Annotated in this window: 22 protein-coding genes; 12 read left to right on the forward strand and 10 right to left on the reverse strand. The window is 73.7% G+C overall.

Annotated features, from left to right (window positions below):
- The first annotated feature begins 41 nt into the window (after positions 1 to 41).
- On the forward strand, positions 42 to 1154 hold the full coding sequence (locus AB0R04_RS25065) for an NAD-dependent epimerase/dehydratase family protein (RefSeq protein WP_363375009.1): 1113 nt from the start codon (positions 42 to 44) through the stop codon (positions 1152 to 1154).
- A gap of 7 nt (positions 1155 to 1161) precedes the next feature.
- On the forward strand, positions 1162 to 2181 hold the full coding sequence (locus AB0R04_RS25070) for a 1-acyl-sn-glycerol-3-phosphate acyltransferase (protein ID WP_063348850.1): 1020 nt from the start codon (positions 1162 to 1164) through the stop codon (positions 2179 to 2181).
- A 131-nt stretch (positions 2182 to 2312) separates the two neighbouring features.
- Here AB0R04_RS25070 and AB0R04_RS25075 read toward each other — a convergent pair whose 3' ends face one another.
- The 3 genes from AB0R04_RS25075 to AB0R04_RS25085 form a co-directional block, all read right to left on the reverse strand.
- Complete coding sequence (locus AB0R04_RS25075; RefSeq protein ID WP_363374877.1) at positions 2313 to 3635, reverse strand: DUF5667 domain-containing protein; 1323 nt, start codon at positions 3633 to 3635, stop codon at positions 2313 to 2315.
- A 270-nt stretch (positions 3636 to 3905) separates the two neighbouring features.
- Positions 3906 to 4727, reverse strand: a complete 822-nt coding sequence (locus AB0R04_RS25080; protein ID WP_063351307.1) for an ECF subfamily RNA polymerase sigma factor, BldN family — start codon at positions 4725 to 4727, stop codon at positions 3906 to 3908.
- Between the two features lie 569 nt (positions 4728 to 5296).
- Positions 5297 to 6343 carry an HAD-IB family hydrolase gene (locus tag AB0R04_RS25085; RefSeq protein ID WP_363374879.1) on the reverse strand — a complete coding sequence of 349 codons (1047 nt, stop codon included), beginning with the start codon at positions 6341 to 6343 and terminating at the stop codon, positions 5297 to 5299.
- 119 nt (positions 6344 to 6462) lie between these two features.
- Here AB0R04_RS25085 and AB0R04_RS25090 point away from each other — a divergent pair, with 119 nt between their 5' ends.
- The 7 genes from AB0R04_RS25090 (at position 6463) to hemB (ending at position 13836) form a co-directional block, all read left to right on the forward strand.
- Complete coding sequence (locus AB0R04_RS25090) at positions 6463 to 6747, forward strand: glutaredoxin family protein (RefSeq protein WP_363374880.1); 285 nt, start codon at positions 6463 to 6465, stop codon at positions 6745 to 6747.
- A gap of 163 nt (positions 6748 to 6910) precedes the next feature.
- The gene (locus AB0R04_RS25095) at positions 6911 to 7657 is read left to right on the forward strand and encodes a 3'-5' exonuclease (protein WP_363374883.1); all 747 of its coding nucleotides are present in this window, start codon (positions 6911 to 6913) and stop codon (positions 7655 to 7657) included.
- A 107-nt stretch (positions 7658 to 7764) separates the two neighbouring features.
- A complete protein-coding gene (locus AB0R04_RS25100) occupies positions 7765 to 8652 on the forward strand; it encodes a redox-sensing transcriptional repressor Rex (protein WP_363375013.1) in 888 nt (295 codons plus the stop codon).
- Between the two features lie 100 nt (positions 8653 to 8752).
- Positions 8753 to 10090: a glutamyl-tRNA reductase gene (locus AB0R04_RS25105; protein ID WP_063348855.1), complete on the forward strand. Its 1338-nt coding sequence runs from the start codon at positions 8753 to 8755 to the stop codon at positions 10088 to 10090.
- A gap of 41 nt (positions 10091 to 10131) precedes the next feature.
- Positions 10132 to 11142 carry a hydroxymethylbilane synthase gene (gene hemC / locus AB0R04_RS25110; RefSeq protein WP_363374886.1) on the forward strand — a complete coding sequence of 337 codons (1011 nt, stop codon included), beginning with the start codon at positions 10132 to 10134 and terminating at the stop codon, positions 11140 to 11142.
- A complete protein-coding gene (locus AB0R04_RS25115) occupies positions 11139 to 12788 on the forward strand; it encodes a bifunctional uroporphyrinogen-III C-methyltransferase/uroporphyrinogen-III synthase (protein WP_063348857.1) in 1650 nt (549 codons plus the stop codon). The genes hemC and AB0R04_RS25115 overlap by 4 nt, the downstream gene beginning before the upstream one ends.
- A gap of 67 nt (positions 12789 to 12855) precedes the next feature.
- Positions 12856 to 13836 carry a porphobilinogen synthase gene (hemB, locus tag AB0R04_RS25120; RefSeq protein ID WP_363374889.1) on the forward strand — a complete coding sequence of 327 codons (981 nt, stop codon included), beginning with the start codon at positions 12856 to 12858 and terminating at the stop codon, positions 13834 to 13836.
- 92 nt (positions 13837 to 13928) lie between these two features.
- Here the strand turns inward: hemB and AB0R04_RS25125 are convergent, their stop codons facing one another.
- The 3 genes from AB0R04_RS25125 to AB0R04_RS25135 all read right to left on the reverse strand — a co-directional run bounded on the left by AB0R04_RS25125 (position 13929) and on the right by AB0R04_RS25135 (position 15216).
- Positions 13929 to 14195, reverse strand: a complete 267-nt coding sequence (locus tag AB0R04_RS25125; RefSeq protein ID WP_063348859.1) for a hypothetical protein — start codon at positions 14193 to 14195, stop codon at positions 13929 to 13931.
- Positions 14196 to 14449: 254 nt separating this feature from the next.
- Positions 14450 to 14794, reverse strand: a complete 345-nt coding sequence (locus AB0R04_RS25130) for a hypothetical protein (protein ID WP_063348860.1) — start codon at positions 14792 to 14794, stop codon at positions 14450 to 14452.
- Between the two features lie 77 nt (positions 14795 to 14871).
- Positions 14872 to 15216, reverse strand: a complete 345-nt coding sequence (locus AB0R04_RS25135) for a hypothetical protein (protein WP_031063477.1) — start codon at positions 15214 to 15216, stop codon at positions 14872 to 14874.
- Between the two features lie 302 nt (positions 15217 to 15518).
- Between AB0R04_RS25135 and AB0R04_RS25140 the strand changes: the two genes are divergently transcribed.
- A complete protein-coding gene (locus AB0R04_RS25140) occupies positions 15519 to 16175 on the forward strand; it encodes a hypothetical protein (protein WP_363374892.1) in 657 nt (218 codons plus the stop codon).
- Between the two features lie 79 nt (positions 16176 to 16254).
- On the opposite strand, the gene AB0R04_RS25145 is transcribed toward AB0R04_RS25140, so the two are convergent.
- The 4 genes from AB0R04_RS25145 to AB0R04_RS25160 all read right to left on the reverse strand — a co-directional run bounded on the left by AB0R04_RS25145 (position 16255) and on the right by AB0R04_RS25160 (position 17860).
- Positions 16255 to 16635 (reverse strand): hypothetical protein, encoded by a 381-nt coding sequence (locus AB0R04_RS25145; RefSeq protein ID WP_063348862.1) that lies wholly within the window; start codon positions 16633 to 16635, stop codon positions 16255 to 16257.
- A gap of 119 nt (positions 16636 to 16754) precedes the next feature.
- On the reverse strand, positions 16755 to 17024 hold the full coding sequence (locus AB0R04_RS25150; protein ID WP_063348863.1) for a chaplin: 270 nt from the start codon (positions 17022 to 17024) through the stop codon (positions 16755 to 16757).
- A gap of 105 nt (positions 17025 to 17129) precedes the next feature.
- The gene (locus tag AB0R04_RS25155; protein WP_363374896.1) at positions 17130 to 17372 is read right to left on the reverse strand and encodes a chaplin; all 243 of its coding nucleotides are present in this window, start codon (positions 17370 to 17372) and stop codon (positions 17130 to 17132) included.
- 236 nt (positions 17373 to 17608) lie between these two features.
- The gene (locus tag AB0R04_RS25160) at positions 17609 to 17860 is read right to left on the reverse strand and encodes a chaplin (RefSeq protein ID WP_363374899.1); all 252 of its coding nucleotides are present in this window, start codon (positions 17858 to 17860) and stop codon (positions 17609 to 17611) included.
- Between the two features lie 231 nt (positions 17861 to 18091).
- Between AB0R04_RS25160 and AB0R04_RS25165 the strand changes: the two genes are divergently transcribed.
- Both AB0R04_RS25165 and AB0R04_RS25170 read left to right on the forward strand, forming a co-directional pair.
- Positions 18092 to 18331 (forward strand): chaplin, encoded by a 240-nt coding sequence (locus tag AB0R04_RS25165; RefSeq protein ID WP_063348866.1) that lies wholly within the window; start codon positions 18092 to 18094, stop codon positions 18329 to 18331.
- 233 nt (positions 18332 to 18564) lie between these two features.
- A complete protein-coding gene (locus AB0R04_RS25170) occupies positions 18565 to 20241 on the forward strand; it encodes an RICIN domain-containing protein (RefSeq protein WP_363374902.1) in 1677 nt (558 codons plus the stop codon).
- The last annotated feature ends 100 nt before the right edge of the window (positions 20242 to 20341 follow it).

Consider the following 20341-nt stretch of genomic DNA (forward strand, 5'->3'; position numbering starts at 1 on the left):
TGCACGCAGGCCGCTCGGGCCGAGGGAATGGGGTGCACACCGTGGGCGTGGTCGTGCTCGTCACCGGCGTGGCACGCCATCTCGGTGCCCGCTTCGCCGCCGAGGTCCGCCGCCGTCCGGGCGTGGACCTGGTGGTCGGCGTGGACGTGCAGCCGCCCCGGCTGCCGGTCGAGGAGCCGGACGGACCGGCCGCCGAGTACCGCTTCCACCAGCTCGACCTGCGCCGCCCGGCGGTCTCCCGGGTGATCGCCGAGCACCGGGTCGACACCGTGGTCCACCTCAGCGTCAGCGCCACCGGCCTGGGCTCCACCAACCGCTCCGCGGTGAAGGAGTCCAACGTCATCGGCACCATGCAGCTGCTCGGCGCCTGCCAGAAGGCGCCCGGGGTACGCCGGTTGGTGGTGAAGTCGACCACCGGCGTCTACGGCTCCGCGCCCCGCGACCCGGCGGTGTTCACCGAGCGCATCCAGCCGAAGAACCCGCCCGGCGGCGGCTTCGCCAAGGACGCGGCGGAGGTCGAGGGCTACGTCCGCGGCTTCGCCCGGCGCCGTCCGGACGTCGCGGTGACGGTCCTGCGCTTCGCCAACATCGTCGGTCCCGCCGCGGACACCCCGCTCAGCGAGTACTTCGCGCTGCCCGTGCTGCCGACCGTCCTCGGCTACGACCCCCGGCTGCAGTTCGTGCACGAGGACGACGCCGTCGCGGTGCTCTGCCGGGCCGCCGCCGAGGCCGAACCGGGCACCGTCAACACCGGGACCTTCAACGTGGCCGGGGAGGGCGTCCTGCTGCTCTCCCAGTGCGCCCGCCGGCTCGGCCGGCCGACCGTGCCGCTGCTGCTGCCCGCGGTCAGCTGGATGGCCGGGCTGGCCCGGCAGACCCGGCTGCTGGACGTCTCGCCGGAACAACTGCGGCTGCTCACCCACGGCCGGGTGGTGGACACCACGCGACTGCGCGAGACGCTCGGCTACCGCCCGGCGTTCACCACCCCGGAGGCCTTCGCCGACTTCGCCGCCGCGCGGGGGTCCGGCCTGCTGCCGCCCGAGCGGCTGGCCGCCGTCACCGACCGGCTGGCCGCCCTGCTCGGCCCGGTGCGGGCCCCGGCCGCCGGCGTCCCCACCGTCCGTACCGACCGCCCCCGCCGACCCAGGAGCTGAACCCGCGATGAGTGCCGCAGCCGAGAACGCGCCGGGCGAGGCCAGGGTCATCCCGATCGAGTCCGCCCCCAGCTGGACCTCGCCCGACGACCCCGGGCCCGCCGACCGGCCAGCCGACCGGCTCGCCGACGCCGTCGGCGGGGCGCTGTCCGGGCAGCTCGGTTCGGCGGCCACCCGGCTGTTCGGCAAGGGCTGGGAGGGCCGGGCCGCGGACGGGCTGGCCTTCCTGCGCCGCCGGATCACCGGCGACTACGAGGTGGACGAGTTCGGCTTCGACCGGGAGCTCACCGAGGAGGTGCTGCTCGCCCTGCTGCGCCCGTTGTCCGAGAAGTACTTCCGGATCGAGGTCCAGGGCGTCGAGAACATCCCGGCCGAGGGCGGCGCGCTGATCGTCGCCAACCACTCCGGGACGATCCCGCTGGACGCCCTGATGACCCAGGTCGCCATCCACGACCACCACCCGCACCACCGGCACCTGCGGATGCTCGCCGCCGACCTGGTGTTCGTGCTGCCGGGCGTCAACGAGCTGGCCCGCAAGGCCGGCCACACGCTGGCCTGCAACGAGGACGCCCAGGCGCTGCTGGAGCGCGGCGAGGTGGTCGGGGTCTGGCCGGAGGGCTTCAAGGGCATCGGCAAGCCGTTCGCCGAGCGGTACAAGCTCCAGCGCTTCGGGCGCGGCGGCTTCGTCTCCTCGGCGTTGCGCGCGAAGGTGCCGATCGTGCCGTGCTCGATCGTCGGCGCCGAGGAGACCTACCCGATGATCGGCAACGTGAAGACGCTGGCCCGGCTGCTGGGCCTGCCGTACGTGCCGATCACGCCGACCTTCCCGTGGCTGGGGCCGCTGGGCGTGCTGCCGCTGCCGACCAAGTGGACCATCCGGTTCGGGGAGCCGATCGCCACCGACGGGTACCCGGCGGAGGCGGCGGACGACCCGATGCTGGTCTTCGACCTGGCCGACGAGGTGCGCGAGACGATCCAGCACACGCTCTACAAGCTGCTGGTGCAGCGCCGGTCGGTGTTCTTCTAGGTCTCCCGCGACCCCTGGGGTCTCCCGCGGCTTCCGAGGCGCGGCTGATCCGGGAGGCACGGCCGAGGGCCCCGGAGATCCTGGAACTCCAGGGATCGCCGGGGCCCTGCGTCGCCCGGTCGGTCGCCCGGTCAGCCGCCGAGGAGCCGCAGCCCGGGCAGCAGGCCCGGGATCAGCGGGGGCACCTCGACGCCCTGCGGCTGGCCGGCGGCCGGGGCGCTGGGCGTGCCGGAGGGCTGCTGCGGTGCCTGCGGCGGGGCCGGGACGGCGCTCGGCGAGGTCTTGCCGCCGGTGAGCCCGCTGGTGAGGTCCCCGACGAGCCCGTTGACGGCGTCCGGCGAGCTGCTGGGCAGGGTGCCGGGCAGGCCGCCGCCCTTGGCACCGATGCCGCCGGGCGTGCTGGCGCCGGTGCTGGCGGGGGCCCGTTCGGTGCCGCCGGGGCGATTGTTGCCGCCGCTGCTCGCACCGGTGCCGCCACCCTGGGCCGGGCCGTCGCCGGGCGCGGTGCCGGAGCCGTTCGCCGGGGTGTCGGCGGGGGCGCCGCCGGTGGCCGGGCCGGCCGTGTCGCCGCCCGCTCCGGTGCCGGCCGGGCCACCGCTCTTGGCGGTGGGCTGGGCCAGGCGCAGGGGCGCGACGTCCTCGCTTATGTCGTCGAAGAGCTGGTCGACCAGGTGGGCCTGCTGGGTGAGCTGGACGGGCAGCTGGCCCACCAGTTCGGTCCAGCGGCCGTCCTCGCCCTGGGCGAAGCCGGCCAGGGCGCGCATCGGGCCGAGCGAGCCGTTGCTGCGGTAGACCGAGCGGAGCAGCTCGCGGCCCTTGATGGCGTCGGCGTGCATGTCGTCCAGCGCGCGGCGGACCCGTTCGACGGTGCCCGGGCTGAGCCCGGTGGCCGGGCCGGGGTGGCCGACCAGGGTCTTGGCCTCGCCGAGCCTGGTGGCGGCGTTGTCGAGCAGCAGTTCGCCGCGTTCGGAGTCGGTGTCCGCCAGGTCGAGCCTGAGCCCTTCGAGGCCGCGCTTCATGCCGTACAGCGTGTCCCCGGGGAGGGCGTTGGAGCTGGCGGCGGCGGCGCCGGCGAGGCTGCCGACGGCCAGTCCGGCGACCAGTCCGCCGATCGCGAACCGGCGGCTCCAGCGGCCGCGCGGCGCCGTCCGGATGGCCCGGTGCCGGCGTTGGCGGGGCACTGTGGCGCCCGGTCCGCCGGCGAAGGCCTGCTCGAACGCGGCCATCAGCTGCGCGCGTTGGACGGTCCGTACCTCCGGGTCCAGCGCTGGTCCGGGCATTGCGCCCAGTGCGTCGGTCAGGCCGACCAGTTGGGCCATTGCGACCGAACCGGCGCCGGTGGCAGCGGTGTTGGCCGATTCGGCGTCCGCTGCGCCGCGCTGCTCCGCCCGGTGGGCCTCCAGCGCCTCGGCGAAGGCCTTCGCCCGTCGGTGCTCCAGCACGTTTGCCGTCACGGGCCACACCTCCCTTCGTCGTTGTCGACACCCCGGCCTGCCGGACGGTTGCCTCGGCGGGCCAAAGCCACTCCATCGGGTGACAGGTCGCAATTCGGCTTGACCGTACGCCTGGTGGGGACTTGCACGCTGGCCAACGAGTGGTGCGGGCGGTGGGTTACGCACGACTGATCATCGGATCGACCGTTCACCCGGACGTGTCGGTCGGGTACGGATGGTGACGGCCCGTCGGGCCGCCCGCCGGCTATGCCTCCTCCGGTCACCGCGGCCTCACCGGGCGTCCGGCGGCAGCAGCCGGGCCAGGGTGCGGACGGCGCGGTACTGGAGGGTCTTGATGGCACCCTCGTTCTTGCCCATGATCCGCGCGGTCTCGGCCACCGAGAGCCCCTGGAGGAAGCGGAGCGTCACGCACTCCTGCTGCTGCGGGTTGAGCCGGTGCACCGCGTCCAGCAGGGCGGCGTTGGAGAGCGACTCCAGCACCGACTCCTCCGGGCTGCGCTCGCACTCGTTGGAGTCGAGCATCTCGCCGGTGGTCACCTCCAGCCGGAAGCGGCTGGACTTGAAGTGGTCGGCGACCAGGTTGCGGGCGATGGTCACCAGCCAGGCGCCGAAGTCCCGGCCCTGCCAGGTGAAGGTGCCGATCCGGCGCAGCGCGCGCAGGAACGTCTCGCTGGTGAGGTCCTCGGCGGTGGCCCGGCTGCCGACCCGGTAGTAGATGTAGCGGTAGACGGTGTCCGCGTAGTGGTCGTAGAGCCGGCCGAAGGCCTCGCTCTCGCCGGCCTGGGCCCGCTCGACCAGCTCCATGATCGGGTTGTGCTCGGTCTCGTAGCCGGGGCTCGGCGCGGTCCGGGCGCGGCCGCGGCCGACGCCGGTGCTGCCGGTGCGGCCGCGCGAGCCGGTGCCGGTGGAGCCGGCGGCGGTGGTGCGCAGCGCCAGGCCGGAGCCGTGCGGGTGGCCGAACGGGGCGCCGGCGGGCACGAGTTGGGGCGAGGCGGCGAGCTGGCTGCGGAGCAGGTTGCGCAGCAGGTCCAGGCCGGTGGAGATCTGTCGGTCGGCGACGGGGCGGCCGCGGAGGCCGGTGCGGGGGCGCAGGGGCGCGGACGACGGGCGGGAGGGTGCAGGCGCGTCGTTCCGGACGGGTGGGTACACGGGACTCCCAGAGGCAGAACTGTGGACGGATCACCTCCGCCTGCGCGGAGAGCACTCCCGCGCCGCCCGTTCGAGCGGGGCGCGTGGGTGACGTGCATCCAGGAGAGAATAACGCTTTGTGCAATGACAGCTACACCGTGTGGTCGAAGTGGTCGTTTGGGATCCATTTATCGCGCATATTCGGCTGACTCTGACCGGACCTGTCATCGTTCATCCGGCTCAACGTGACCGTTCGGGCGCCCAGGGTGACCAATTCGGCGGTCCGGCCGGTGGTTTCCCAGTCTTGAGGCCTGGCAACCCCCGACTTTCCCGGTCTGGCGAACGATCAGAACCGGTCACCGGCTGACAGGTTCGCTCATTGGGCCGGAAAGCCGTACCGGAAACGGGAGTTCGCCCGTACGAGGGGCCAGGTCAGAGGCCTGGTTGACGGCCGGCCACCCGCGCGGGAAGGCCGTGGGGAGGCCTCGGGCAGGCCCGGCGGCGGGGGCGCGACCGGGGGTGGCGGGAGCCCGTCAGGCGCAGCGGCGGCGGCGGTTCAGGGCCACCCCGGCGGCCGCCGCACCCGCGAGCACCCCGAGCGCGGCCGCCGCCGGCAGCCCCACCCGGGCCGCCTTCCGGCCGGTCCGGAAGTCCCGCACCCGCCAGCCCTGGGCCCGGGCGTGGCGGCGCAGCGCGCCGTCCGGGTTCACCACGTACGGGTGGCCGACCAGCGAGAGCATCGGGATGTCGTTGGCCGAGTCGCTGTACGCGGCGCAGCGGTCGAGGTCCAGCCGCTCGTGCCGGGCCAGCGCGTGCACCGCGGCCGCCTTGGCCGGGCCGTGCAGCAGCTCGCCGACCAGCCGGCCGGTGTACCGGCCGCCGTCGGCCTCGGCGACGGTGCCCAGGGCGCCGGTCATGCCGAGCCGGCGGGCGATCACCCGGGCCACCTCCAGCGGGGCGGCGGTGACCAGCCAGACCCGCTGGCCGGCGTCCAGGTGCATCTGGACCAGGGCGCGGGTGCCGGGCCAGATCTTGTCGGCCACGACCTGCTCGAAGACCTCCTCGCAGATCGCCTCCAGGTCGGCGGTGCGCTTCCCGGCGACCAGGCCGAGCGCGGTGTGCTGGGCGTCCGAGATGTGCTCCGGGTCCTCGGCGCCGTTCAGCCGGAACCAGGCCTGCTGCCAGGCGAACCGGGCGATGTCGCGGCGGGTGAGGAAGCCGCGCCGGTAGAGGCCGACCCCGAGGTAGAAGATCGCGGCCCCGCGCAGGATGGTGTTGTCGCAGTCGAAGAACGCGGCGGCGCGCGGGTCGCCCGGCTCGGGGGTGTGGTTCTCGGCCGGGGCCTTGGGCGCCTTGCCGGGCCTGCCCGCGGCGGGCGCGGTGCTCTCGGTGGCGCTCTCGGTGGAGCTCTCGGCCGGAGCGGTGCTCCCGGCGGGCGCGGTGCTCTCCGCGGGGGCGGTGGCCGGCTCCGGCTCGGCCTGCAGCGCAGCTGCCGCCGCCTCGGCGGCAGCCTCGCCCGCCAGGGCGCTCCGCTCGGTGGTGGAACGCTTCGCCTGGGTGAGCCTTCGGAGCACGGCCATGTCATCGAGCATAGCCAGCCGGGCGCGCGGCGGCCGTGACGGCGCCGTGCCCGCGCGGTGAACACCGGGCGGTCCCGGGCCCCGGTGGGGCGGCCGCCGGGCGGGCGGACAATGGCCGGGTGAGCCCACTGCTGCGACGTGACAAGAGCCCGAAGCCCGCGCCGGCCGACCGCACCGTGACCCTGGTCGGCAAGCCCGGCTGCCACCTGTGCGACGACGCCCGGGAGGTGATCGTCCGGGTGGCGGGCGAGCTGGGCGCGACCTTCGAGGAGAAGGACATCACCCAGGACGAGGAGTTGTACCGGCGCTTCTGGGAGCAGATCCCGGTGACCCTGATCGACGGCCGCCAGCACGACTTCTGGCGGGTCGACGAACGCCGCCTGCGCGCCGCCCTCGGCGGCTGACCGCTCCCGCGCGCCACCGTCGCCGCCCCCGCCGCTCGGCGGGGGCGGTTCGCCGAATCGTTGTCAAAGACACCCCGGTCCGGCTTGAGCCGGGGCCGGTTGGTCGGCTTACGATCGAACGCGTTTGCGCCCAAGGGGGGCTGAGCACACGAGGAGTGCCGCCATGCTTCCCGGCCCGACCCCTGGGACGCCCGAAGCCCCGCCGGGCGCCCGGGGCTTCGCCGTGGTGGACGTGGAGGCGACCGGCCGCAGCCCGTGGCGGCACCGGGTGGTCGAGATCGCGGTGGTCCTGCTGGACGAGCGGCTGCGCCCGGAGGCGGAGTTCGCCACCCTGCTCGACCCGCTGGGCCCGGTCGGTCCGACCCATGTGCACCGGATACACCAGGCGGACGTCGAGGGCGCCCCGCGCTTCCGGGAGATCGCCCCGCGGCTGCTGGAGCTGCTGGCCAGCCGGGTGCTGGTGGGTCACCACGTCAGCTGCGACCACGGATTCCTGGATCGCGAGTTCGCCCGGATCGGGGTCGCGCTGCCGCCCGTGCCGCTGCTGTGCACGATGCGGCTGGCCCGCGCCCACCTGCCGCAGGCCCGCGGCCACGGCCTGGCGGCCTGCGTGGAGGCGGCGGGCCTGGGCTGGTACCCGGCGCACACCGCGCTGGGCGACGCCCGGGTGACCGCCGAGCTGCTGCGGCACTGCGTCGGCGTCCCGTCCTGCCCGCCGGACGACTGGGCGGGCCCGCTGCGCGAGGCGGCCCGGGTGCCCTGGCCGCGGCTGGGCCGGGCCCGCTCCCGTTCGTCCGGCACGCCCGTCCCGCTGGTGCGCCGGGAGGCGCCGTACGGCCCGTGGCTGCCCGGGGTGCCCGCCCCGGCCGTCCTCCTGACCGAGCGCGGTGCTATGGGTTCGACGGCGTGATGCGCATCACTGTGTGGGGACAAAACGGACACCATCTTTGTGCACACGTTCACAAACGCATAGCCTGGCTGCCAAAGCCCAGCTTCACCCACAGGAGCACCGTGGCAATCGGCCGATCACCACAGAGCAGTTCGCAGACGCCCGACCAGGGCGCCGCGCGCCGACCCTCGCGTGCCCGGGGCATCCCGGAGGCGACCGTCGCCCGCCTCCCTCTCTACCTGCGCGCGCTCACCGCGCTCTCCGAGCGTTCGGTGCCGACGGTCTCCTCCGAGGAGCTGGCCGCCGCCGCCGGCGTGAACTCGGCGAAGCTACGCAAGGACTTCTCCTACCTGGGCTCCTACGGCACCCGCGGCGTCGGCTACGACGTCGAGTACCTCGTCTACCAGATCTCCCGCGAGCTGGGCCTGACCCAGGACTGGCCGGTCGTCATCGTCGGCATCGGGAACCTCGGCCACGCCCTCGCCAACTACGGCGGCTTCGCCTCCCGCGGTTTCCGGGTGGCCGCCCTGCTGGACGCCGACCCGAACGTGGTCGGCGGCAGCGCGGCCGGCCTGCCGGTGCGGCACATGGACGAGCTGGAGTCGATCGTCGAGAGCCAGCACGTCTCGATCGGTGTGATCACCACCCCGCCCGGCGCCGCCCAGCAGGTCTGCGACCGGCTGGTGGAGGCCGGCGTCACCAGCATCCTCAACTTCGCCCCGACCGTGCTGACCGTCCCGGACGGCGTGGACGTGCGCAAGGTCGACCTCTCCATCGAGCTGCAGATCCTGGCCTTCCACGAGCAGCGCAAGGCCGGCGAGGAGCCGGACCGCACCGAGTCGGTGCTGGACCGCGCCCCGGGCCCGGTCCGGGCGGCGGCCGCCAAGCTGCGCCGTGCGGCGGGCGGCAACGGCAAGGGCCGTGGCACCGCCGAGACCGCGGCCAAGGACCAGGCCGAGCAGGGCCAGTCCGGCAAGGGCGGGGAGGGCGATCTCCCCGCGGTGATGCCCGCATGAGCGAGCGAGTCAGTCGCAGGGCGCAGCTCGTGCGGAGCACCCGCCGAGCGGCGCGGGGCGGCCGCATGAGTACGGACAACCGTGGGACCTGGGGGCGGGCATGAGTCTTCTCGTCGTTGGACTGAGCCATCGCACGGCGCCGGTCGGCGTGCTGGAGCGCGCCGCGCTGACCGGTGAGGTGCCGACCCGGCTGCTGCACGACGCGGCCGCCACCGCGACCGTCGCCGAGGCCGCGCTGCTGAACACCTGCAACCGGATCGAGCTGTACGCGGACGTGGACAAGTTCCACGCCGGCGTCGCCGAGCTGTCGCTGCTGCTCGCCCACCACAGCGGGGTGGACCTGGAGGAGCTGACCTCCCACCTCTACGTCCACTACGAGGACCGCGCCGTCCACCACCTGTTCTCGGTGGCCTGCGGCCTGGACTCGATGGTGGTCGGCGAGGGCCAGATCCTCGGCCAGCTGCGCGACGCGCTGGCCACCGCGCAGGAGGAGCACACCGCCGGGCGCGGCCTGAACGAGCTGTTCCAGCAGGCGCTGCGGGTCGGCAAGCGGGCGCACAGCGAGACCGGCATCGACAAGGCCGGCCAGTCGCTGGTGACCTTCGGCCTGGAGCAGGTCGCGGCGGGCGCGGGCGAGATCGCCGGCAAGCGGGCGCTGGTGGTCGGCGCGGGCTCGATGAGCTCGCTGGCCGCCGCCACCCTGGTCCGCTCCGGCGTCACCGACGTGCTGATCGCCAACCGGACGCCGGCCCGCGCCGAGCGCCTGGTCGAGATCCTCGGCTCCGGCGTGGCCCGCACCCTGGACCTGGCCAAGGTGCCGGAGGCGCTGGCCGACGTCGACCTGGTGATCTCCTGCACCGGCGCGGCCGGTGTGGTGGTCAAGGCCGGGGACGTGGCCGCCGCGGTCGCCGCCCGCACCGCCGACCAGCCGCTCGCCCTGCTCGACCTGGCCATGCCGCGCGACGTCGACCACGCCGTGCACGAGCTGCCCGGCGCCCTGCTGGTGGACCTGGAGAGCCTCTCCCACGCGCACGCCGCCACCCCCGGCGCCGGTGACGTGGACCAGGTCGGCCGGATCGTCGCCGACGAGGTGGCCGCCTTCGGCGCCGCCCAGCGGGCCGCCCGGATCGCGCCGACCGTGGTCGCGCTGCGGGCGATGGCCTCCGGCGTGGTCTCCGCCGAGCTGGGCCGGCTGGACTCCCGGCTGCCCGATCTGGACGAGCGCTCCCGCGCGGAGATCACCCAGACCGTCCGCCGCGTCGTCGACAAGCTGCTGCACGCCCCGACCGTCCGGGTGAAGCAGCTGGCCGCCGAGCCCGGCGGCGCCTCCTACGCGGACGCGCTGCGCGAGCTGTTCGACCTCGACCCGGCGGCCGTGCACGCCGTGTCGGGCACACCCGTCGGCGGCCCCCAGCCCTCGGGCGGGGGCGCCAGATGAACCGTCAGCCATCCCACGAGTACCACCGGGACGATCACCTCATGAATGGTCAACCGATCACGGAGCAGACTCCGGCCGCCACCGCGACCCTGCGGCTCGGCACCCGGCGCAGCGCGCTCGCCATGGCCCAGTCGGGCATGGTGGCCCGCGAGGTCACCCGGGTCACCGGGCGCCCCGTCGAGCTGGTCGAGATCACCACCTACGGCGACACCTCCCGGGAGGCGCTGGCGCAGATCGGCGGCACCGGCGTGTTCGTCTCCGCCCTGCGGGACGCGCTGCTGGAGGGCCGGATCGACTTCGCCGTGCACTCGCTCAAGGACCTGCCCACCGCCGAGCCGGAGGGCCTGGCGCTGGCCGCCGTCCCCGAGCGCGAGGACGCCCGGGACGCCCTGGTCGCCGCCGAGGGCCTGACCCTGGACGAGCTGGTGGAGAAGCTGGCCGGCGCCGGCCGCCCGGCCCGGATCGGCACCGGCTCGCCGCGCCGGATGGCCCAGCTGAACGCCTGGGCCACCGCCCGCGGCGCCGCGCTGGAGACCGTCGCGATCCGCGGCAACGTGGACACCCGGATCGGCTTCGTGACCAGTGGCGAGCTGGACGCGGTGGTGCTGGCCACGGCCGGCCTCAACCGGCTCGGCCGCAGCGCCGAGATCTCCCAGCACCTCGACCCGGAGCTGATGGTCCCGGCCCCCGGCCAGGGCGCGCTCGCGATCGAGTGCACCAGCGCCGACACCGACCTGACCGCCGCGCTCGCCGCGCTGGACCACGCCCCCACGAGGGTCGCCGTGGTCGCCGAGCGGGCCCTGCTGGCCACCCTGGAGGCCGGCTGCTCGGCTCCGGTGGCCGCGCTGGCCACCTGGGTCCGACCGAACGAACTGCGGCTGGAGGGCGTGGTCGGCGACCCCGACGGCGCCGCCCTGCTGAAGATGTCCGCCAACGGTCCGATCGTCCTCGACGAGACCGCCGAGCAGCACGCGACGGCCCTCGGCCGCGCGCTGGCCGCCCGGCTGCTCGACGCGGGCGCGGCCACCCTGATGGGGGAGCGAGCCCGATGAGCCCCACCGCCGCCACCGAAACCCCGTTCCCGGGCGGCCAGTCCGCCACCGGACGGTGCACCTTCCTGGGCGCGGGCCCCGGGGACCCGGGGCTGCTGACCCTGCGCGCGGTCGAGGTGCTGTCCTCGGCCGACATCCTGGTCGCCGACCCGCTGACCGCGGTCGCCGTGCGCACCCACTGCCCGGCCGGTGTGCAGGTGCACACCCCGGTCGCCGAGGGCGCGGACTTCAACCTGGCCCGGCTGGTCGCCGAGGCCGTGCGGGCCGGCAAGCACGTGGTCCGCACCGTCGACGGCGACCCGGGCCTGGACGGCTGCGCCGCCGAGGAGATGCTCAGCTGCGCCGGCGACGGCATCCCCTTCGAGGTGATCCCGGGCGTCGCCCAGTCGGTCGGCGTCCCGGCGTACGCGGGCGTCCCGCTGCGCGGCGCGGCCGGCACCGACGTGCGCTTCGTGGACGGCACCGCGCTGCTGGCCGGCAGCCCGGTGGACCTGGGCGCGCCGGAGACCACCCTGGTGGTCCGGACCACCCTGGGCCAGCTGCCGGCCACCGCGGGCGCCCTGGTCGCCAACGGCCGCAAGCCGGAGTCGGCGCTGAGCGCCACGCTCTCCGGCACCACCACCCGCCAGCGGACCTTCACCTCCACCCTGTCCGGCATCGCCGCCGACCTGAAGGCCGCCCGGGTGCTGCCCTCGCCGGTCTCCGCCCCGGTGGACCCGGCGACCTCGGTGATAGCCGTGGTGGGCGAGCAGGTCGCCCACCGGTCCTCGCACTCGTGGTTCGAGACCAAGCCGCTGTTCGGCTGGAACGTGCTCGTGCCGCGCACCAAGGAGCAGGCCACCGGCCTGTCCGAGCAGCTGCGCTCGTACGGCGCGGTGCCGCAGGAGGTGCCGACCATCGCGGTCGAGCCGCCGCGCACCCCGCAGCAGATGGAGCGGGCCATCAAGGGCCTGGTCACCGGCCGCTACGAGTGGATCGCCTTCACCTCGGTGAACGCGGTCCGGGCGGTCCGGGAGAAGTTCGAGGAGTACGGCCTGGACGCCCGCGCGTTCGCCGGGATCAAGGTCGCGGCGGTCGGCGAGACCACCGCGCAGGCCCTGGTGGACTTCGGCGTGAAGCCGGACCTGGTGCCCTCCGGCGAGCAGTCCGCGGCCGGCCTGCTGGAGGACTGGCCGCCGTACGACCCGGTGTTCGACCCGATCGACCGGGTGCTGCTGCCGCGCGCCGACATCGCCACCGAGACCCTGGTGGCCGGCCTGGTCGAGCTGGGCTGGGAGGTCGACGACGTGACGGCGTACCGGACGGTGCGCGCCTCGCCGCCGCCGGCCGAGACCCGTGAGGCGATCAAGGGCGGCGGCTTCGACGCGGTGCTCTTCACCTCGTCCTCGACCGTGCGGAACCTGGTCGGCATCGCGGGCAAGCCGCACAACGTCACGGTCATCGCCTGCATCGGCCCGGCCACCGCCAAGACCGCCGAGGAGCACGGCCTGCGGGTCGACGTGATGGCCCCGGCGCCGTCGGCGGCCGCGCTGGCCCAGGCGCTGGCAGACTTCGGGGCCAAGCGCCGCGACACCGCCACGGCCGCCGGCGAGCCGGTCTACCGGCCCAGCGAGCGCCGTCCGGGTTCGCGCCGCAAGGCCCGCTGACACCCTCGGGACCGGGGGCGGCGATCCGTCGCCCCCGGCACTGCACAACCGTTCGGAGAGAGAAGCCGTGTCCGCTGAATTCCCGTACGTACGCCCGCGCCGGCTGCGCCAGAGCCCGGCGATGCGCCGCCTGGTCGCCGAGACCCGGCTGCACCCGGCGGAGCTGATCCTGCCGCTGTTCGTCCGCGAGGGCGTCAGCGAGCCCGTCCCGGTCAGCTCCATGCCGGGCGTGGTCCAGCACAGCCGGGACACCCTGCGCAAGGCCGCGGTGGAGGCGGCCGAGGCGGGCCTGGGCGGCCTGATGCTGTTCGGCGTGCCGGCCGTGCAGGACGCCACCGGCAGCGAGGGCACCAACCCGGACGGCATCCTCCAGCAGGCGATCCGCGACGTGGTCGCCGAGGTCGGCGACGCCCTGGTGGTCATGTCCGACCTCTGCCTGGACGAGTACACCGACCACGGCCACTGCGGCGTGCTGGCCGCCGACGGCAGCGTGGACAACGACGCCACCCTGGAGCGCTACGCCGAGATGGCCCGGGTGCAGGCGGACGCGGGCGTCCACCTGGTCGGCCCGTCCGGCATGATGGACGGCCAGATCGGCGTGATCCGGCGGGCGTTGGACGAGGCCGGACACCAGGACGTGGGCATCCTCGCCTACACCGCCAAGTACGCCTCGGCGTTCTTCGGCCCGTTCCGCGAGGCGGTCGGCTCCTCGCTCAAGGGCGACCGCAAGAGCTACCAGCAGGACCCGGCCAACGCCCGTGAGGCGCTGCGCGAGCTGGAGCAGGACCTCGCCGAGGGCGCCGACCTGGTGATGGTCAAGCCGGCCATGGCCTACCTGGACATCCTGCGCCAGGTCGCCGACGCCTCCCCGGTGCCGGTCGCCGCGTACCAGGTGTCCGGCGAGTACGCGATGGTCGAGGCGGCCGCGGCGAACGGCTGGATCGACCGGGAGCGGATGATCATGGAGACGCTCACCTCGATCCGCCGGGCCGGGGCCGAGCAGATCCTCACCTACTGGGCGGTCGAGGCCGCCGCGATGCTCAAGTAGCCGGTGCCGCAAGGCAGGGCATTCAAGTAGCAGGCGCAGGGCAACGAGAAGGCCGGGCCGCTCCCCGTGGGGGCGGCCCGGCCTTCCGGGTTCTACTTCCAGCCGTTGATGTGCGCGAAGCCCTCGCCGCCGCCGATCACGTCGGTGGAGGTGGCGGCGCCGCCGCCGAAGCCGCCGGCGATGACGTCGCTGGTGTGGCCGACGCCGAAGCCCGCACCGGCCACGAACGGCTGGTCGCCCGAGGCGACGAACTCGCCGCCGCCCGCGAAGCCGACGTGCGCGAACGCCGGGGTGGCGGCACCCGCGAGCGCCAGCGCGGCGGTGGCGGTCAGTGCGGCCTTGGCCAGCTTGCTCTTCATGGAAATGCCCTCTCTTTCGGAGCGCCCCGGCGGGCGCTGCCTCTGACACGTGATCACATCCGGCCGTTCGGGTCGGCGCCCCACGCGCCGGTCCGAACGCCCGCTCACCCGGCCGGTCCGCACCTGTTCGGCGGCCGGCCGGACACCTCGCCCGTGGCGCCTTGAGCACCCGTGGCGCCTCGAACGCCCGTAGCGCCCGGAGGGCCCGGGGAGACGTACCTCCCCGGGCCCTCCGTCCGTGCCGTGCCCCTTGATCAGCCGATCAGGTGCGAAACGCCCGCGTCGCCCGAGGACTGGGTGTTCTGGCCGACGTTGCAGATCTGCTTCGGGGTGCTGTTCAGGACGGGCACCTCGACCGGAACCGCGACGCCGATCACGGCGACGGCGATGTTGTGGACCTCCGGCAGGCAGATGTTCGCGTTGTCCAGGGTGTGGAAGTTCGGGCTGCCGTTGCCGTGGGTGCCGGTCTGGTTGGTGCCACCGTTGCCCTGGACGGAGGTGGCGGCGCCGTCCGCGTCGACGATGGCGGAGGCCGAGCCGGCGGACATCGCGATGGCGGCGGCGGCCAGGCCGGCGGCGGCGAGGGACTTCTTGATCATTTCCGGTTTTCCTCTCGAGGGGTGAATCGGGGAGCGATTCGAAGGGTGGTTCAGGGGGAGTGCAGCTGGGGGAACGGTCAGCCGACCAGGTGGGACACGCCCGCGTCGCCGTGGCTCTGGGTGCCCTGGCCCTGGGTGCAGTACTGCTTGCCACCGCTGTTGGCGATCGGGACCTCGACCGGGACGGCCACGCCGAGCACGCCCACCGCGATGTTGTGGATCTCGGGGAGGCAGACGTTCGCGTTGTCCAGGAAGTGGAAGTTCGGGCTGTTGTTCCCGACCGTGCCGGTGAAGTTGGTGCCGCCGTTGCCCTCGATGGAGGCTGCGGCGCCGTCCGCGTCACCGATCGCCGAGGCGGGCGCGGCGGCGGCGGCCAGCGCGGCGACGGCCAGGCCGGCGGCGGCGAAAGACTTCTGGATCATGGGGAGATCCCTCTCTGAAATGCTCTTGGTTTCCGTGCGTACAACGCGTAGAACGCTCAGACCCGGTCTGCAGTCACTGACGTCCAGATCAAAGAATGACGGCACGGAAGGTTACGGGGATTTTTGAAAAGAGTCCGGGAGGCGCGTCGTAGGGTGGTTTCCGGTCGGATTATTAGGCCGAACCGGTTAACCGCCGCAATCCGTACCAGCGGTCACTCGTTGAGGCAGATTGCTTTCCGGCTGCGCCCCGCAGCCCCTCCCTTCAGGGATCTCCAGTACGGACAGGCAGAACGGTGAAAAGCATGAAGTTCTCCAAGCGGGCCGGCGCGATGCTGTTGGCGGTCGGTGCGGGCATGCTCGCCTCCCAGGGAGCGGCCAGTGCCGCCCCGGTCAGCCCCGACCAGGTCGGTGCCCTGGAGGACAAGCTGGCCACCCAGCAGGTCCCGGCGGACGTGCCGCTCACCCCGCTCGGCAGCCGCGTCACGGCCGGCATCCCGACCTCGCTGCTCCTGCCGCCGGCGCCCGGCCGCACCACCAGCACGGAGCTCATCCCGGACCGGCTGGTCCCCGGGCTGCAGACCGGGAAGGTCGGCCCGAGCGCCAAGGCCCAGTTGCCGCTCCCGCTGGTCGACCGGGGCGCCGACCTCGGCCAGGTGCTGCTGGAGGCCCCGGCCGCGCCGCTGCACGCCGACACCCCCGGCCTCGCCGTCGGCAAGCCGCTCGCCCTCGTCCAGGACGGCACCGGCCAGCTGGCCGACGGCCGGCTCAAGGTGGGCGAGGTGGACCCGCGACTGGTCACCGGCACCGTGCAGGCCGTCCCCGGGGCCACCGCCAGCCTTGGTGACGACAACCACCCGATCTCGGTCACCGACAAGGTGGGCGACCTGGCCGCGACCACCACCGCGACCACCACCGGCGTGGTGCAGCAGACCGGCCTGACCGACCTGACCCAGCTCTGAGCCCAGCGGCTCCGGGCACGGTGGAGCCCGGCACCCCGGACGCGACCGGGGTGCCGGGCTCCCGTCTGCGCCGGGCGGCTCAGCCCGGCAGCACGCCGGTCAGCCCGCCGACCAGCGGGAGGTCCCGGATGCCGCCGCCCGCGCTCAGCGGGCCGGTCAGCCCGCCGGTGCCGACCGGGGCCAGTCCCTGGTCGGGCTTGACGGTCGCGCCGTTGTTGAGCACGTCGGCCGAGGAGTTCGCCCACGGGTCCAGGCGCAGGTCCTTGACCGGCGCGAGCCCGTAGCCGAGGCCGGAGGTCGTCCCGTTCAGCGCCTGACCGACGTCGGTCTTCGCCAGCTTGGCCGGGCCCGACGCGGGGGCCGAATCGGTCGTGGTGGCGGCCTGTGCCGAACCCGCGCCGAGCAGCATCGTGGCGCCGACGGCGACGACCAGGCAGGCCCCGCTCTTCTTCGAAACCATGCGGATCACCCTTCGGTGGATCGGGGGCCCGGACGGCCACCGGCCGCCCGGGGATGCCGAACTGCCCCCCGGCCGGCTGGTCGGGGGGCAGTACGGCCGGAACGGGTGCCGATCGGGGATCAGCAGTCGTCCGCGGGCGGCGGGGGGAGCTCCACGTTGGCGCAGCTGTTGCCGAAGGCCGGGTTCAGCAGGCCGACGATGTTGATGGAGTTGCCGCACAGGTTGACCGGGATGTGCACCGGGATCTGGACCTGGTTGCCGGACACGACACCGGGGGAGCCGGCGGCCACGCCCTCGGCGCCGGAGCTGGCGGCGGCGGACCCGGCCGCGCCGAGCACCAGGCCGGCAGCGGCGGCGGACAGGACGGCGGCCTTCTTCACGTTCTGCATGGGGGTTGATCTCCTCGATCACACACGGGTGGAGCGTGCCGCGCCCCGGCGTCGCGGGGCGCGGCACTCGGTGAATCTGCTGTCGCCGGTGCGGCGACGGCCGGTTCAGCCGGCGTTGACGCAGGTGTTGCCGAAGGCCGGGTTGAGCAGGCCGATGACGTTGATGGAGTTGCCGCACAGGTTGATCGGGATGTGCACCGGGATCTGGAGCTGGTTGCCGGAGAGCACACCGGGGGAGTTGGCGGCCACGCCCTCGGCGCCGGAGCTGGCGAACGCACCGCCGGCGGCACCGAGGACCAGACCGGTGGCGGCCAGGGACAGGACGGCGGCCTTCTTGAAGTTGCGCATGTCTTTCCTCCGTTTTCTGCCCGACGGATGGGAAATGTCGGGAGCCGGGCGAGCACGAATACTCACCCGCTGGCTTCTGGGGATTGCCGTGATTGTCACTCCGGCGGCGCACACCGGCGTGTTTCGCCCATGGCTCGGGCGTCGACGCGGCCGCCGCGTTCTTCCAGCACCTCGCGAACAATTCCCGCACGGCCGGGAGCGGTTCGGTGCAGAGGCGCGACCAGGGGAATTCCCGGTCAGGCGCTGAGGCAGTTATTGCCGAACGCCGGGTTCAGGAGGCCCACCACGTCGATCGAGTTGCCGCACACGTTGAGCGGAATGTGCACGGGCACCTCCACCGAGTTGCCCGAGACCACGCCGGCCGAGCCGGCCGCGACACCCTCGGCGGACGCGCCGTGCAGGTGGTGGGCGGACGCGACGCCGGCGCCGGCGGCGAGCAGGGCGGCGCTGGCCGCGGTGCCGACGACGCCGTGGGCGAGCTTGCGCATGGGCGGTACTCGATTCGTGTGAAGGGGGCCGGGTGGATCGTGTTCCGCCAGAGAGAACGAGGCACCGTGCGAGGGGAAACGGTCCGGTCCGCTGATCACCCGAATGCCGGTCGCCGTCCCCGTTGGGCCGGATGGGTGACAGTGCGTCCACCGACGCAACCGGTCCGGGTGGGTGTCGTTCTTGATGTCGCACTCCCCGTGCATCTCTGTATGAACAGTCAGGAGGCTCGTATGAGCATCAAGAAGACCGCCGCCGTCGGCGCGGCCGTGGTGGGCATCGTGGCCGCCGGCGCCGGCACCGCGATGGCCAGCTCCGGCGCCGAGGGTGTCGCCGCGGGTTCCCCCGGTGTCATCTCGGGCAACCAGGTTCAGGTTCCGGTTCACGTGCCGATCAACCTGTGCGGCAACACCATCGACATCATCGGCCTGCTCAACCCGGCGTTCGGCAACCACTGCGCCAACGTGGGCTGATCCTGCTCCCGGTTCGGCCGGTACGAGCCGCTGTTCCGCGCTTCCCTCCTGGGGCGCGGGGCGGCGGCTCTCCGCATGTCCGGGGATATGTCGGGGCGTCAGGTTCCGGCGGTGTCACAAGCCTTGTTGCGTTACTTGTCAGTACCTAGAATGTGAGACCTGCTCACCTTTCTTGCTCCGCGCCGCTCGGCGCCCGGCCGGGCGGCCCCCCACCCCCCCGCAAGGAGTCGCGTGTGATCAGGTCCCGACTGACAGCGGCGCGGCGGCCCCGGACGGTGGCGCGCCGCTCCCCGTACGGCGCACTGCTCGCCACCGGCGCCCTCGTCGCCACCCTCGGCCTGGCCGGCGCCCCCGCCGCCTTCGCCGACCCGGCCCCCGCGGCCGGCGCCACCCGCCCGGCCGCCATCGTCGCCCTCGGCGACAGCGCCATCTCCGGGGAGGGCGCCGGCACCGACACCAACGACGGCTACTTCCCGGAGACCGACAGCCCCACCAACTACTGCCACCGGCACCCCAAGTCGGAGATCTTCGTCACCGACATCCCCGGCGTCACCCCGATCGACCTCGCCTGCTCCGGCGCCCAGACCGGCGACCTGGTCAGCGACCCCGAGCTCGCCAAGGTCACCGGCTCCGGCAGCGGCGACTTCGGCGAGCCCAAACAGGACGTCAAACTCGCCGACGCGGCGGGCAAGTACGACGTGAAGATGGTCGTCGTCACGATCGGCGCCAACGACGACTTCGACTTCAGCGGGATCATGATGCACTGCCTCGCGCAGTACTTCCCGATCCCCAAGGACCAGGGCTGCCGCGACACCATCGGCAGCGACGAGATCGTCCAGCGCGCCAAGCGGGTCCAGCCCAAGGTCGTCGCCGCGCTCCAGAACATCCGGCAGACCATGCGGAAGGCGGGCTACGCCGACTCCTCGTACCAGCTGGTCTACCAGTCGTACTTCAATCCGATCACCCCGGACATCCGGCGCAACGACTACCTCGGCAAGGTCGCCGACGGCTGCCCGGCCTTCCCCGAGGACCTCGCCTGGGGCCACAACTGGGTGGTGCCGACCTTCAGCGACGCGCTGCGCGGCGCCGCCGAGCAGGTGCCCGGCGTGCGCTACCTCGACCAGCGGCGGGTCGCCTTCGGCCACGAGGTCTGCGCGGAGTGGACCAGCTCCCCGTACGAGTACAGCAACGGGGACGTCATCAACCTCGCCGAGTGGGCCCGCAACGGCTGCGACTCGCAGATCGGCATCCCCGGGCTGTGCATGAACATGGTCCGCCAGTCGTACCACCTGCGGGTGGCCGGCTACCGCGGCGAGGGCGTCTGCCTCGGCCAGTTCTTCGCCAAGACCGAACTGGCGCAGGCCTACTGCACGCTCAACCAGCAGAACACCACCTCCATCCAGCCGCTCACCCCCGGGCAGCCGTTCGCGGACGTCCCCGAGGACGGCTCCTGGTACCAGCTCACCAACGCGGCCACCGGCAACGCGCTCGACCTCACCGGCGGCGGCACCTACGGCGACTCCACCAACGGCCGGGCCGCCATCACCTATCCGGCCACCGGCGGGCTCAACCAGTCCTTCGTCCTGGAGGCCAAGGCCGGCGGCAGCTACGAGCTCGACTTCAGCGGCAACCGGGACATGTGCCTGGACGCCAACGCCGCCTCCACCGCCGCCGGCACCCGCATCCAGCAGTGGCGCTGCAACGGCGGCGGCAACCAGCACTGGGTCCTCAAGCCGGCCGGCGGCGGCCGCTACAAGATCGCCGACTCCCAGGACCCGACCAAGGTGATCGCCCCCGGCACCACCCTCGACGCCAAGGGCAACCCCGCCGTCGAACTCGCCACCGACACCGGCGCCGCCGGCCAGCTCTGGCAGCTCACCAAACTCGGCATCGTCTACCTCCACGGCTGATCCCCGGCCCCTCCGCGGCGCCGCCCCCACCGATCGCGTGGGGGCGGCGCCACGGGGTTTTCGGGGCGGGCGGGCGTTCGCGGGGCAGGTGGGGACGTGC

The sequence above is a fragment of the Kitasatospora sp. NPDC056731 genome (assembly GCF_040687675.1).
Lineage (GTDB): Bacteria > Actinomycetota > Actinomycetes > Streptomycetales > Streptomycetaceae > Kitasatospora.